This is a genomic window from Helicobacter enhydrae, from assembly GCF_001693335.1.
In the GTDB taxonomy this organism is placed as follows: Bacteria; Campylobacterota; Campylobacteria; order Campylobacterales; family Helicobacteraceae; genus Helicobacter_G; species Helicobacter_G enhydrae.
Genome location: NZ_CP016503.1, coordinates 1,302,964 through 1,317,445, shown reverse-complemented (window position 1 = coordinate 1,317,445; position 14,482 = coordinate 1,302,964). Strand labels below are relative to the sequence as shown.

Sequence of the window (14,482 nt, the reverse complement as noted above, 5' to 3'; positions counted from 1 at the left end):
AAGGAATCACAATGCAAAAACTATTCCTTACACTATGCCTCATTTCTGGTTTGCTTATTGGCGAAGAGATTTTATACTTTATGCCCTATGAGCAACAAAAGGCATTAAACCATATCATCGCCCTTATCAATGGTGCCAAAAGCAATATCAATATCTCCATCTATAGTTTCACCAACAAAGAAATTGCAAAAGCACTCAAAAACGCGGGAAAACGCGGAGTTAGCGTGAATATCATCTATGACAAAGAGAGCAATACAAAAAACCCACATTCCACGATTGGCTATCTATCCAAATATCAAAACATCAACACTTGCTTACTCTCAGGGCTTCAAGATCACGGCAAAAAATTCAAAGGCTTGATGCACCAAAAAATGGCAATCATCGATCACTTGGTTTTGATTCTTGGATCAGCCAACTGGAGCAAAAATGCCTTCCAAAACAACTATGAGACACTTTTTATGACCTCAAATCAAGCAATTATCCAAAAAGCACTCAATACTTTTAGCAAGATGTTCCAACAATGCCAACCCTACTAAACGCCCTAAACGCTCCAAAAAATCTCTTTTAAAAACTCCAATGCCTTCACCAACGCATCTTGAAAATGCCAAATAATCGAAGGCACAACAAGCATAATCACAAAAAGTCCGATAGCGATTTTGATAGGAAAACCAATCGCCAAAAGGTTGAATTGTGGATTGGTTTTCATAATCATTCCAAAAATCACATCGCTTAGAAGCAAAACACCCATCACAGGAAATGCCATTGCAAAACCAATAATCATCATACTTCCAAACGCTTTGATACAATACTCTACGATCTGATCAGATAATGCAAAAGTCCCAAGTGGCAAAGTCTGGAAGCTTTTTGCAATCAACAAAAAAATACTATGATGAAAATCCAAACTCAATGCAATCACCATTGCCAACAAAGCAATCGCTTGTGCCACGATTGGCTTTTGCATTCCACTCACAGGATCATAGGCACTTGCCATTGTCAATCCCATACCAAAGCTCATCAAATCCCCGCCAAATGTCAAACTTGCAAACACAAACTGCAAAACAATCCCCACACAAAAACCAAACAAGATCTCCATCGCCCCTGCAATCATAAACTCAACCATTGTGATTTCATAATGCATATTTGGCACAAGGGGGAAAAACAAAATCGTGCAGAAAAAAATCAAAGCCCCACGCACACTTGCAGGTATCAGTTGATTATCAAAAAATGGGAAAAAAGCAAACAAACCACTAAAACGCAAGAGCAATAGCAAAAAACCTGCGATGTTGTTTTGTGTCAGAAACTCGATTAACTGCAAATAAACTCCAAAAATTTAAAAAGTTTTTTTGATAGGATTGTATCTTTAAATTCAACGATAAGGGACACAAAATGGTCACACGCTATGCACGCAAAGAGATGGAAGAAAAATGGAGCGTTCAAGCAAAATACAATGCTTGGCTAGAAGTAGAAAAAGCAGTTGTCAAAGGATGGTGCAAACTTGGGCTAATCCCCAAGCAAGATTGTGACAAAATCATCGCCAATGCCCGTTTTGATGTGCAAGAAATCGAAGAGATCGAAAAAATCACCAAACACGATCTGATCGCTTTCACAACCTCTGTGGCTCATTCTCTTGGTGAAGAATCTAGATGGATACACTATGGCATCACTAGCAGTGATTGTATTGACACAGCCAACGCACTCCAAATCAAAGATTCACTCCTACTGATTATCCAAGATATACAAAAGCTACAAGTGACAATCAAACAACGCGCACTAGAACACAAATCCACCTTGATGGTAGGGAGAAGTCACGGAATCCACGGAGAGCCTATCACTTTTGGATTGGTTTTGGGCATTTGGTATGATGAAATCAAACACCATTTATACGCTTTGCAAAACACGCTTCAGCTCATTAGTGTCGGGCAAATCAGTGGGGCGATGGGCAATATGGCACACTCTCCCATCGAGCTTGAGGAAATCGTCTGTCAAGAATTGGGATTGACACCTGCCCCCATCAGCAATCAAATCATCCAAAGAGATCGTTATGCACGACTTATAAGTGATTTAGCCCTTTTGGCAAGTAGTTGTGAAAAAATCGCTGTTGCCATTAGGCATTTTCAACGCACCGAGGTTTATGAGGCAGAAGAGCATTTCACTCTAGGGCAAAAAGGTAGCTCAGCAATGCCCCACAAAAGAAACCCTATTTTGAGTGAAAATATCACAGGGCTATGTCGTATGATCAGATCTTATGCTATTCCCGCTATGGAGAATGTAGCCCTTTGGCACGAAAGAGACATCAGCCATAGCTCTGTAGAGAGATTTATTTTGCCAGATAGTTTCATCACGACAGATTTTATGCTCACACGCCTTGATTCTTTGCTCGCAAACCTCATCATTTATCCTCAAAATATGCTCAAAAACCTCAATATGACGGGAGGACTTGTGTTTTCACAACGCCTCTTACTCGAACTTCCCAAAAAAGGGCTTTCACGCGAACAAAGCTATGAAATCATCCAACGCAATGCGATGAAGGTTTGGGAATCATTACAAGAGGGCAAAATGGCTCAAAATGAGAAGGGTGAAAGCTTGTTTTTGCAATTCTTGCTTCAAGATACACAATTGCAAAATTTTCTCACCCCACAAGCAATACGCGAGTGTTTTGAATATGAATATTTTCTGAAAAATATTGACAATATTTTCGCACGAGTTTTCAATGATTGATTTGCCTGTTTTTATCGTAGAAATCCTTGACAAACTTCAAGCACACGGCTTCACATCATATATTGTAGGTGGGAGCATTAGAGATTTGCTTCTTGGCAAAACACCCAAAGATTGGGACCTTTGCACCCCCGCCTCCCCCACGCAGATCAAAGCGATTTTCCCACATCATTTCACTCTTGGAGAGCGGTATGGGACAATAGGCGTGAAATCTCAAGATACAATCGTGCAAATCACGACCTTTAGAATCGAAACCAAATACCACGACTACCGCCATCCACAAGTGCATTTCACCCACTCCCTTCAAGAAGACCTCAAGCGTCGCGATTTTACAATCAATGCCATTGCTTTCAATCCTCAAGAGGGGATCATTGACCCCTATGGAGGTGTGCAAGATTTGAATGCCAAAATCTTAAGATGTGTGGGCAATCCTCAAGAGAGATTCCAAGAAGATGCTTTACGCATTCTAAGGCTTATGCGTTTCCAATCCACCCTCAACTTCCAAGCCGATCCACCCACACTACAACAGGCACTTCAAGCATCCCACCTACTCTCCAAAATCGCAAAAGAACGCATTAGAGAAGAGTTACTACAAAGTCTCATGGGTGATTATTTTGTCAATACATTCTGTGCCTACAAACCAATCTATCAGCAAGTGTTGCCACAACTCAAAAAAGCAAAAAAATGCCACTTCAAAAACCCCGCACTTCTGTTGGCTTTTTTGCTAGAGCAAGAAACAGATGTCCAAGCCCTTGTGCAATTAAAATTTGACAAAAAAACAATCCAACGCACACAAACGCTCCTACGCTACAAACATCTAGAGATTCAAGATGACCCCAAAAAGCTCAAAATGCTACTCAAAGACATTGGTTATGACTGCGTGCTAGCACTATTTGAACTTCAAAAGGCATTGGGGAAAAATATCAAAAAACAATATCAAAGACTACAAAGCATTATGATTCATAATGAATGCTTTATGCTCAAAGATTTACAAGTCAATGGGAATGATTTGCGGATGATTCAAGCACCCACCAAAGAAATAGGCAACATATTGGAAACATTGCTTGATGAAGTCATAGAGGAGAAGATCCCCAATCAAAAGGATATGCTACTCTCTAGAGCCCAAGAATTATTTTGATTCTGCCCTTCTTAGATAAGTAGGAATATCAAGATCGGCATCTTCATCTCGTTTGAATTGATCGACATTGATCGCTTCTGAAATCGAAGAATGCACCTGCTGTGTTTGCTTTTCTTCATAGATTTTGGGATCTTCTTCGCCTTTGATCACTTCTTTTTCAAATCCAGTGGCAATAATAGTCACCTTGACTTTTTCATCACCAATATCTCTTGTGATTGTTCCAAATTTGATATCTGCATCAGGGTGTGCATACTCTGCAACCATCATTTGAGCATCCTCAATCTCTGAATAAGGATATTCTTGACTGATCTCAAAATTCACCAAGATTCCCATCGCTCCATGGATTGAAACATCCCCAAGCAATGGAGAAGAAAGAGCTTTTTTGACAGCTTCAGCAGCTGCATCTGGACCTTCAGCTTCGCCAATCCCCATCAAAGCCAATCCACGATGTTCCATCACCGTTTTCACATCAGAAAAATCCACATTCATATCATTGCTACCATAATCAAGCATCACACTCGTGATCCCTGCGACCGCACGCACTAGCACATCATCTACAATCTTGAAGCTCTCTTTGATACCCGCACGCCTCTCTTGGATCACCGAACGCAAACGATCGTTTGGGACAACGACTATCGAATCACTCTCAACTCTCAAAAGCTTGAGCCCATCTTCTGCCAATCTAGCCTTTTTCTGCCCCTCACTACGGAATGGTTTGGTCACCACAGATACAGTCAATGCGTTGAGTTCTTTGGCAATTTTTGCAATCACAGGAGATGCACCTGTTCCTGTCCCACCGCCAAGACCTGTAGCAATAAACACAATATCTGAACCCTCAAGCATTTTGCGTATCTCTTCTCGGCTTTCCTCTGCCGCAGCTTGACCGATTTCTGGTCGCATACCTGCCCCCAAACCTCGCGTAATCTCCTCACCTAGACGGATCTTGTGGTGTGCAGGAGAACCTTCCAAATGCTGTTTATCTGTGTTTGCAACGATGACTTTCACACATTGGTGCAAACCAATTTCGCTATTAACAAGCGTTCCAACCGCATTGGAACCTCCACCACCGACGCCAATCACTGCAATCTTGGCACCAAAACTAGGTTGGATTTCTTCGACAACAATTTGTTTTTCCATTCCTTACACTCCTTTCTTGTTTAGAAATATTTTTTGAATGCTTCCCAGAAGCTCTCCAATTTGTTTTCTTTGGGTTGTTGATCAGGAGACATTTGCGTTCTTTTTTCGTCTTCAAAAATTTGACTTGGTGTGAGCTCCTGCTGTTCTGCGTTCAACGCCATCATATCGACTTTATCAAACCTATCATCCTCGATAAAACGGCTTTTTTGTACTCTCAAACGCTTGTGGCTATCTAGCTCATATTTTGTAAAATTCCCTGAACTATACAAAATCAAACCAACAAGAGTTGCATTCATATAATCACAAAAATCTTGAGGCATTCCCTCTATCTCTCTAGGCAAAGCAATACGCGTAGGAAGTTCTTTTGAAAAAGCCTCGACCAATTTATCAATCCCCTTAAGTTTCATCATCCCCCCAGTCAAAACCAATCCAGCATTGATTTGTCCTCGTAGCTCATTTTTTTTGAGCGTATCATAAACAATCCCAAAAATCTCAAGCAAACGATAACAAGCGACTTTGGCAAGATCCCCATAGGCAATCTGTTGCGTTTTGTTCGATCCCCCAACCAACGGGATCTCAAGTCTCTTTGAATTGCTTTGTTCTTGATAATTTGCCAAATCACTATGCTCTATCTTGATCTTTTCTGCAGCACTCAAGGGGGTGTTAAAAGCCATAGAAATATCACTAGTAATATGGTGTGAGCCCACCTTAATCACTTCATTATGACACATTGAATTGCCACTATAAATCATCACATCGCAAGTGCTTCCTCCAATATCCACACAAGCAACGCCTAGCTCCCTCTCATCATCTGACAATGTCGCAAGTGCTGAAGCATAAGAAGAAAGCACGATATTTTCAATCTCAATCCCTGCAGTTTTCATTACGCGTTTGAGATTCTCAAGATGTGTTTTTTGAGCAGTCACGATATGCACCATTGCTTTCAATCTGCCACCACTCATCCCATTGGGATCATCAACTTGCTCTTGCTCATCGACAACAAACTGATAGGGAAGCACATGAATCACATCATAGTCTATAGGTATTTGCACATTGTGCAAAGCTCCGACAACGACCCTTTTGATTTCTGCGGTTCCTATTTCGCCATTAGGAATAGTCACGATCCCAGATCCATTGCGACTCTTGGTATATACCCCAGAGATTGAAACAATCGCTTTATTAGCCGTCGTTCCTGACATCCTCCTAGCACAATCTACAGCCTCCTGCACAGATCGTGCAGCCTGCTCAATATTGCTAATTGCCCCTTTTTTAATCCCTCTAGATTGACATTGCCCATAGCCCAAAATCTTTGGCACACCATCTACAACTTCAGCAATCGCACAAGTTGCATTAATCGATCCAAGATCAATAGCCATCACAATTTGTCTCAAAATACACTCCTAAAATTCAAGATTAAAGCCCATTAAATTGATTAATTACCTGTATAATATTTTGTTATTTTATACTTATTTTGTAGATATTTATACAATTCTTCTGCGATCAATTGTCTCTTATAAAATCCAAATGCCTGTTCATTGCCAACAAGTATTTTTGGATCAACTTGCTTTTTATCAACCAGTTTTTGCTCAAGGATTTTATACACGATGCTTTTATCCTCAAGCAACACATAGTCCTGCTTTTTGGGCGTCACAAATAGATGATTGAGAAATTTTTTGGAATCATTCTCCCCAAATGGAAGTTTGGCAAAATCCAATGCAGTCAAAAATCCTGTTTTCACCCCATTGAAGCCCTCTTGAAGCAACTGATGAGATTTTTCTATCATTTTTTGAGTGCTAAGCTCTTTTTTGAGATTTTCAATCACTTCTATTTTGACATCTTCAAATGCTTTGATTTTCCTTGGTTGTTTATCGAGCATCTTGATCACCAAAAATCCATCTTTTACTTCTACGGGCTTTGCAGTTTGTCCTGAATTTAGTTGCTGTATCGTGTCAAAAATTTCAACGCCAAATCGTTTGTCACCCTCGACCAAAACCTCCTGCTTCCCATATTTTCCCGTTTCTTTTTTGAAAATCACATATTCTCTCAATGCCTTTTCTTCAGCCAACAATGCCTTTTGCTCCTCCACCAACTCGCCCTTCACTTGCTGATAAGTTTTGAGACTGCCATCATCATTGATAAAAAGACTCTTGCGTTCCTCATAAAGATTTTTCAACTCGCTTTCTTGAGGCTTTTGATCTGCATTTTTAATCAACAAATATTCGATTTTGTATTCTGCAGGAGATTGGTATTGATCTTTGGTTTTTTCCCAAAATTGCCGGATCTCCTCGTTGTTTGGCTGGAGTTTGAAACTGCTTTGAGAAATGACTTTGAATTCTATTTGATCTGCGATCTCAAAAGGGAAATTCAAAGCATCTTTTTCAAGTGAAGTCAATCCAATCCCATCATTCAAAGGTAGCACTGCCATTATTTTGCTTGACAAAATGCTATCTCTGACCTCTTGCTCAAACTCCGCCGGTTTGATGTGATTCTGCTCCAAAACACTCTGATACAACGCAAAATCAAAATGCCCAATCTGCTGAAACACTTGCATTTTAGCAATCTCTTCTTCGACTTCTTTTTTGCTCACCCTAATCCCCAAATCCAAAGCAAAATTTTGCAACAATGCACGACTGATCAAGTCTTCCAAAGCCCTCTGTGGCAAACCAAGATCATTTGCCTTTTGGGTGTCTAGATTGCCGTCTATGTTGTATTGTGCATAAATCTGCTGATATGCCCTTTGGAATTGTGCACGTGTGATTTGGATCTTCCCTACTTTTGCCACGATGTCATTTGATGAAGAGAAGTTATATGCCCCCCAACCTACAAGCCCTGCGGCAATAAGAGAAATTGTGCTAACCCAAATCACTACAATGAGCCATTTTTTGTGCCTTTGCATCCAATCAATCATTGATTTTCCTTGATCTTTAAAGTTTTGGTTAAGCATTTTAAGATGCTACTCAAAATATTTTTGAAGTTTTAAATTGTTAAAATTATACTTCAATAAATCTTAAAAACTTCTATAAAGGAATTCTCCAATGCTCAACAATCTCTCTGCACAGATTCAAGATTTGAACTACATTTGGCACCCCTGCACACAGCACAAAGATCACGAACAGCTCCCTCCTATCCCAATCGCAAGTGGCAAAGGGGTCTATCTGTATGACTTCAACCAAAAAGCCTATATTGACTGCATCAGTAGTTGGTGGGTCAATCTATTTGGACATTCTCACCCATACATCAATGCCAAACTTGCAGAACAAGCTCAAGAGCTTGAACACACGCTTCTAGCAGGATTTTCACACAAAGGGATCATCTCTTATTCCAAACGCCTCATTGAGCTTCTAGGGCAAGGATTTGACAAATGCTTTTATGCAGATAATGGCTCAAGTGCAGTAGAAGTGGCTCTAAAAATGAGCTTCCATCGACATCAAATCCTAAACAATCAACGCCCTATTTTCCTCACACTTGAAAACTCCTATCACGGAGAAACGATTGGGGCATTGAGTCTTAGCAATATCCCTTTGTATCAGCAGATCTACAAACCGCTCTTGCTCCAATCCCTCAACACGCCCATCCCATCGCAGATGACAAGCACACAAGAGGCTCTTGAAAAGCTTGAAAATATTCTAAAAGAAAAAGGACATCAGATCTGTGCCTTTATCCTTGAGCCACTCATTCAGTGTGCAGGAGGAATGCACTTCTATCCCAAAGAATACTTACAACAAGCTTGCAAGCTCTGCAAACAATATGGGATTGATATTATTTTTGATGAAATTGCTGTAGGGTTTGGACGCACTGGCACAATGTTTGCCTTTGAGCAATGCAACATCACTCCTGATTTTTTATGCCTTAGCAAAGGCATCACCGCGGGTTATTTGCCTCTATCTGTTGTTGTGACCAACAATGAAGTCTTCCAAAACTTTTATGCCCCCTATGAAGAATACAAAGCTTTTTTGCACTCACATAGCTACACAGGAAACGCCCTTGCTATCGCTTGTGCAAATGCCACACTTGATATTTTCGAATCTGAACAAATCTTGCAGAACAATGCCAAAAAACATTTGTTCATCACAGAGCTTTTTGGACAATTGCAATGCTTTGCGTGTGTCTCCAATTTCCGCTCTTTGGGGATGGTTTTTGCGTTTGAGCTTGATTTGGACATACCGCGTGCAGGATTTGTGTTTTATTCTCTAGCACTTCAGCACGGATTGATTTTGAGACCTTTGGGCAACACCATTTATTTTATGCCCCCCTACATCATCACGCAAGAGGAAATTATCCAAGTCTATGAGGGCATTTGCTCTGTGTTGTCAATTTTGGAAAATAAACAAAAGGGTTATATTTAGTAATATATAATTGCACCTTTTATCTGATTTCTAAACCAAGGATTCTCAATCAAAAAAGCTGTTGTGTTGCTCAATATGGGTGGAGCAAGTAATCTTTTCGAAGTGGAAATATTTTTAAAAAACCTATTTTCAGATCCACATATTTTGCAAATCAAAAACAATTTCCTTAGAAAAATCGTAGGCAACTTCATTGCCAACAAAAGATTAGTAGAAGCCAAAAAGAACTATCAAGCCATTGGCGGCGGATCACCAATAGCACGGCACACTTTTGCACTCACCCAAAAACTCAAATCTCTAGATACAAATACCTTCTACACTTACGCAATGCGTTATACGCCCCCTTATTCAAGTATGGTGATCGATGAGCTCATCTCTCAAGAAATCACTTCAGTCACACTCTTTAGTATGTATCCACAATACTCCACTACCACCACACTCTCCTCACTTCAAGATTTTCAAACCCAATGCCAACAAAAACAATACACCCCAACAATCCAAATCATCGATCGCTATTACAAACACCCTCTATTCATCCAAGCAATCACCCAACAGATCCTCCACACACTCTCAGACAAAAATCCACAGGACTACACCTTGCTCCTATCAGCCCACGGGCTACCACAATCTATCATTGACGCAGGAGATCCTTACCAACACGAATGTGAGCAGACTTGCCAAGCACTGCAAAATCACCTCGCACTTCAAGGCATTGTTTTCAAAGAAATCAAACTCTCCTACCAATCCAAAATGGGACCTATGAAGTGGCTAGAACCCTCCACAAAAAACACAATCAAAAAACTCAAAAATCAAAATGTGATCATCTATCCACTTACCTTCACCATCGATAACTCAGAGACACTTTATGAATTAGCGATAGAATTGCGTCAGATTTTTGCTCAAAGTGGAGGCAATGACTTTTTGCTCTGTCCGTGTTTCAACGACAATGATCTGTTTGCAAAGCTGATTATCAATCTCACACAAGGAGGACAACATGACTAAACAAATCAGTCTTATTTTTTTGTGCATTCTAGTATTGCTGGGTTGCAAAGATGACAAAATCGACAACAATGCTTTTTCCTCTGGTTCAAAAATCTCACAAGCAGAATTAGAAAAAAGTCAAAATCTCGATCAACTCTCTTATGCAGGATTGGAACATCTCTTTGGAGATACTAGCAAAATCTCTTCTGATGGCAAATTTGTGATGCTTATTTTTGGCAAGAATAATTGTCAATGGTGTGATTACCTCAAAGATGATATTAAAGAAAATATGAAAATTCAGGAAATATTGCAGAAAGATTTTAAATCCTACTATATCAATTTCAGCTATAGCAAAACGCATACTTTTGATTTCAATGGACAGATTTCAGAGATTGATACTGCTGGTTTGGTGCGTAAATATCAAATACTAGTTACGCCCACAACAATCTTTTTGGATTCTTCTGGAAAAACTATTTTAACTTATCCTGGCTATTTAACACCATCACAAATGCGTGTCACTCTGCAATTTGTTTCAAATGGTCAATACAAAAATGCAGTCAATAGCAACGCAGCCTTTCAAGAATTATCCAAAAAACTAAAGGAAGCACAATGAAATTTCTGAAACTATGTTTTGCGTCAATGTGGGCTGCAATCCCACTTGTTATGGTCTATATCACGGCTTGTGCTGTTGCGACTTTCATCGAAAACGATTATGGCACTCCGACGGCAAGAGCACTGATCTACAACACTTGGTGGTTTGATTTTTTACATCTTTATCTACTTGTTGTTCTCATAGGAGTGTTTTTGGTCTCCAAACCTTGGAAGCGTCGCAAATACGCGAGTATTCTCTTCCATTCAGCTTTTATTTTTATCATTCTTGGTGCAGGGATCACAAGATATTATGGCATTGAAGGAAGTATGCACCTTCGCGAAGGTATGGCGACAGATTTTTTCAGTTCAAGTGATTCCTATCTCAATATCAATGCACAAAAGCAAGGGCAAACAGAGCAAATCTCCCTTCTCGCCAATTTGGTCAATGGGCAAACACTTGAAACCCAAGCAACACTCTTCCACCAACCACTCAAACTTCAAGTTTTGAGCGTCACCAAAAGAAGTCTTGACAAAAAAGATCCGAGTGCCATCCTCAAACTTCGACTTCAATATGAAAACACACAGAGTGAATTAGAGCTCATCGGAGGGATCGGGATACAAGGACGGCTCCAAAGCCTATTGATCGGAGATACGACATTTGAAATCTCTTGGGGAACCAAACCCATCGTTCTTCCATTTGCAATCGCTCTTACGCGTTTTACCCTAGATCGCTACCCTGGATCACATAGCCCATCTTCATACGCATCAGATGTTTTGGTGCTTGACAAAACAAGCACAGGCACACAAACGCACATTATGCCAAACGCCTCATCTTTTCCTTTCCGTATCTTTATGAACAATGTCTTGGACTATGGAGGCTATCGCTTTTATCAATCCTCTTATGATCAAGATGAAAAGGGGAGTATTTTGTCTGTCAATAAAGATCCCGGCAAAAATTTCACATACTTGGGATATTTTTTGTTGATTCTTGGAGGTATTGCTTTGATTTTTAGTCCAAATGGTCGCTTCAGACAACTTGCAAACTTCTTGCAAAAACAACAGATCACAATCTTGCTCTACGCACTGATGTTCTTAGTGCCACAAACTAGTCTCAATGCACAAGAAACACAAGAGCAATACAGCACAAAAGAGATTTTGCAAAACATTCAAAGTCGTTCTCAAGGCTTTGCTCAAGCCTTTGATTCTGTTCTTGTGCAAGACTTTGGAGGACGCATCAAACCCATCAGCACCCTCGCAACAGACGCGATCCACAAAATCACCAAAACCAATAACTACAAAAACTTCAGCAACACCCAGCTCTTGATCGGGATGATGATGTTCCCTCACCAATTCCAGCAATTCAAAATGATCAAAATCTCAAACCCAAAACTCAAAAACATTTTAGGGATCCCATCTGATGAACGCTATATTTCTTTTGACAACTTGTTCAAAGATGGCACCTATGTTCTCCAAAACTATGTCGAGGAAGCCAATCGCAAAAAACCCTCAATGCGTGATATGTTTGACAAAGAAGTCTTAAACATTGACGAACGTGCTAATGTCGCTTTTTCAATCTATAGCGGAGAGATTCTAAGAATCTTCCCTGATACGATGGGTTCAAACACTTGGAGACAACCCATTCAAGCCATAGAATCTGCAGTGCAAAATGGCAACACACAAGAAGCACGCAAAATCGCCACAATCCTCCAAAAATATGCTCAAGGTTTTGGCAAAGGCGTCTTCCAAAATCAATGGAATGAAGCACTTGAGGCTATTGCAGAGATCAAAAATTACCAAAAAGAATATGGATCAGATTTGATGATCAGCGATACCAAAATTCAATATGAGATCTTCCTCAATGAGTTCAATTTCTTTCATCACCTCACCCTTCCATTCATCCTCTTGGGACTGATACTTTTTGGGACAACGATTGTTTATATCTTGCGTGATCGAAGCATCCCCCCCAAACTCACGCTCTTTTTTTATAGCGCACTCATTATTTTGACCTCTATCACCACGCTAGCTTTGATCCTGCGTTGGTATATCAGCAACCACGCACCTTGGAGCAATGCCTATGAGTCGATGCTCTATATTTCTTGGGCGTCTGCTATGAGTGCAATTTTGTTTTTTAGAAAATCAAATCTGGCGATTTCGGCTGCATCATTTATGTCAGGGATCAGCCTGTTTGTCGCAGATCTTGGTTTTATGGATCCACAGATTGGTAACCTTGTGCCTGTGCTCAAATCTTACTGGCTCAATATCCATGTGTCCATCATCACAGCAAGTTATGGTTTCCTAGGGCTTTGTTTCATTCTTGGGTGTATCACGCTTTTGTTATTTATTTTGCGCTCAAAACGCTACAAAAACATAGAAAACACGATCTTGTCCTTACACGCTATCAATGAAATGGCGATGATTGCAGGTTTGTTGTTGCTCACTATTGGGAATTTCCTTGGGGGAGTTTGGGCAAACGAATCTTGGGGACGCTATTGGGGGTGGGATCCAAAAGAGACTTGGGCTCTTATCTCCATAGGAGTGTATGGCATTATTCTACATTTGCGTTTTTTGGGATTCAAAAATATGCCTTTTGTTTTTGCAAGCTCGAGCGTTGTGGGCTTTTTGTCCGTTCTTATGACTTATTTTGGTGTGAATTATTATTTATCAGGGATGCATTCCTATGCAGCGGGTGATCCGATTCCGATTCCGACTTTTGTCTATTTCTTTTTGGCTGGTATCACTCTGCTCGTTTTCCTTGCCTCTTTCAAACGCCAACTTCAATTTCCCAAACTGCCCTAATGGGCTTGTCTGTCCCAAATACTTGGGATAGAGCGAGTTTGGCAAAAACTCGTTTTAAAATATTGTTTGCTAGTGATTTTTGTGTGCTTGAATTCTTTCTTTATTAAGGTTGCTTTGAGGAAATGTGTCTTTGAATGATTCTAGATTCTCTTAGAGCTTTCTTTTTGAATCTTGCTTTGAGCAAACCACCCTTTATACAATTCTAGAATCCCCTAGGATCTCTCTTAAGGGGGGCAAGGGGAACTTATAGCAGCGTTCCCCTTATCCCCCTTAACAACCCCCATAACCCCAGCATTGCATTAGCAAGGCTCGTTCAACATTACATTGACTTGGAATCTTTTTTGGTTCTACAAGGTTGGTTTGGTTAGCAGTTTCCTATGGATTTTTTGAAGTAGTTGGGTTTTATGTTTTTTGGAGTTTTTAAAAAATTGCAACAAGATTCTAAGAATATAAAAATCAAACTTTAAAACACCAAAGAATCAAAACAAAGTCAAAACAATGTGGGTCACACACAAAAAGCGGGCAGGGGTTTGGGGGATTTTAAGGGGGATAAGGGGGGTGCCTCGCAATAAACCCCCTTGTCCCCCTTATAGAAAAAAGCAAAGTGGGATTTGGAAACCAAGAAGTGTGCTTCACTCAAGCCAAGTTTCAGCAACAAAAAATCACCAAAGGACATAACTTCTCAAGGCAACTCCAAAAGGAAATCCTAGAGATTCTAGAATCCCCCAAAAGTGTGCTTGTGCCAAGCCAACTCCAAAACAAGAATCCAAGCCAAGCTTGA

12 protein-coding genes are annotated in these 14,482 nt (G+C 40.2%); 8 read left to right on the top strand and 4 right to left on the bottom strand.

The window, feature by feature from the left end; genetic code table 11:
- Positions 1 to 11: 11 nt before the first annotated feature.
- Entirely contained in the window at positions 12 to 536 is a 525-nt protein-coding gene (locus BBW65_RS06300) for a phospholipase D-like domain-containing protein (RefSeq protein ID WP_066341168.1), read from the top strand.
- 5 nt (positions 537 to 541) lie between these two features.
- Here BBW65_RS06300 and fliR read toward each other — a convergent pair whose 3' ends face one another.
- Positions 542 to 1,315, bottom strand: coding sequence for a flagellar biosynthetic protein FliR (gene fliR / locus BBW65_RS06295; protein WP_066341167.1), 774 nt, complete (start codon positions 1,313 to 1,315; stop codon positions 542 to 544).
- A gap of 71 nt (positions 1,316 to 1,386) precedes the next feature.
- Here fliR and purB point away from each other — a divergent pair, with 71 nt between their 5' ends.
- Positions 1,387 to 2,718, top strand: a complete 1,332-nt coding sequence (purB, locus tag BBW65_RS06290; RefSeq protein ID WP_066341165.1) for an adenylosuccinate lyase — start codon at positions 1,387 to 1,389, stop codon at positions 2,716 to 2,718.
- Positions 2,711 to 3,853 (top strand): CCA tRNA nucleotidyltransferase, encoded by a 1,143-nt coding sequence (locus BBW65_RS06285; RefSeq protein ID WP_066341162.1) that lies wholly within the window; start codon positions 2,711 to 2,713, stop codon positions 3,851 to 3,853. The genes purB and BBW65_RS06285 overlap by 8 nt, the downstream gene beginning before the upstream one ends.
- Here BBW65_RS06285 and ftsZ read toward each other — a convergent pair.
- From ftsZ to BBW65_RS06270, 3 genes are read right to left on the bottom strand one after another with little or no spacing between them, the layout of a single operon-like run.
- Positions 3,845 to 4,990: a cell division protein FtsZ gene (ftsZ, locus tag BBW65_RS06280; RefSeq protein WP_066341159.1), complete on the bottom strand. Its 1,146-nt coding sequence runs from the start codon at positions 4,988 to 4,990 to the stop codon at positions 3,845 to 3,847. The two genes, BBW65_RS06285 and ftsZ, sit on opposite strands and share 9 nt — an antisense overlap.
- A 20-nt stretch (positions 4,991 to 5,010) precedes the next feature.
- Positions 5,011 to 6,381, bottom strand: coding sequence for a cell division protein FtsA (ftsA, locus tag BBW65_RS06275; RefSeq protein ID WP_066341157.1), 1,371 nt, complete (start codon positions 6,379 to 6,381; stop codon positions 5,011 to 5,013).
- Positions 6,382 to 6,422: 41 nt separating this feature from the next.
- Positions 6,423 to 7,898: a peptidylprolyl isomerase gene (locus tag BBW65_RS06270; protein WP_066341154.1), complete on the bottom strand. Its 1,476-nt coding sequence runs from the start codon at positions 7,896 to 7,898 to the stop codon at positions 6,423 to 6,425.
- 127 nt (positions 7,899 to 8,025) lie between these two features.
- Here BBW65_RS06270 and BBW65_RS06265 point away from each other — a divergent pair, with 127 nt between their 5' ends.
- The 5 genes from BBW65_RS06265 (at position 8,026) to BBW65_RS07905 (ending at position 14,482) form a co-directional block, all read left to right on the top strand.
- Complete coding sequence (locus tag BBW65_RS06265; RefSeq protein WP_066341151.1) at positions 8,026 to 9,336, top strand: adenosylmethionine--8-amino-7-oxononanoate transaminase; 1,311 nt, start codon at positions 8,026 to 8,028, stop codon at positions 9,334 to 9,336.
- A 48-nt stretch (positions 9,337 to 9,384) separates the two neighbouring features.
- Positions 9,385 to 10,335 carry a ferrochelatase gene (gene hemH, locus BBW65_RS06260; protein ID WP_066341148.1) on the top strand — a complete coding sequence of 317 codons (951 nt, stop codon included), beginning with the start codon at positions 9,385 to 9,387 and terminating at the stop codon, positions 10,333 to 10,335.
- Entirely contained in the window at positions 10,328 to 10,927 is a 600-nt protein-coding gene (locus BBW65_RS06255) for a thioredoxin fold domain-containing protein (protein ID WP_066341143.1), read from the top strand. Before hemH ends, BBW65_RS06255 begins: the two co-directional genes overlap by 8 nt.
- A complete protein-coding gene (gene ccsA, locus BBW65_RS06250; protein ID WP_066341141.1) occupies positions 10,924 to 13,701 on the top strand; it encodes a cytochrome c biogenesis protein CcsA in 2,778 nt (925 codons plus the stop codon). Before BBW65_RS06255 ends, ccsA begins: the two co-directional genes overlap by 4 nt.
- A gap of 604 nt (positions 13,702 to 14,305) precedes the next feature.
- Positions 14,306 to 14,482, top strand: coding sequence for a hypothetical protein (locus BBW65_RS07905; RefSeq protein WP_199919410.1), 177 nt, complete (start codon positions 14,306 to 14,308; stop codon positions 14,480 to 14,482).

Coding starts and splice junctions, on each gene's coding strand:
- purB (WP_066341165.1), top strand. CDS start 1,387: ATGGTCACACGCTATGCACGCAAAGAGATGGAAGAAAAATGGAGCGTT.
- ftsZ (WP_066341159.1), bottom strand. CDS start 4,990: ATGGAAAAACAAATTGTTGTCGAAGAAATCCAACCTAGTTTTGGTGCC.
- ccsA (WP_066341141.1), top strand. CDS start 10,924: ATGAAATTTCTGAAACTATGTTTTGCGTCAATGTGGGCTGCAATCCCA.
- BBW65_RS06265 (WP_066341151.1), top strand. CDS start 8,026: ATGCTCAACAATCTCTCTGCACAGATTCAAGATTTGAACTACATTTGG.
- BBW65_RS06255 (WP_066341143.1), top strand. CDS start 10,328: ATGACTAAACAAATCAGTCTTATTTTTTTGTGCATTCTAGTATTGCTG.
- BBW65_RS06300 (WP_066341168.1), top strand. CDS start 12: ATGCAAAAACTATTCCTTACACTATGCCTCATTTCTGGTTTGCTTATT.
- BBW65_RS06270 (WP_066341154.1), bottom strand. CDS start 7,898: ATGATTGATTGGATGCAAAGGCACAAAAAATGGCTCATTGTAGTGATT.
- BBW65_RS06285 (WP_066341162.1), top strand. CDS start 2,711: ATGATTGATTTGCCTGTTTTTATCGTAGAAATCCTTGACAAACTTCAA.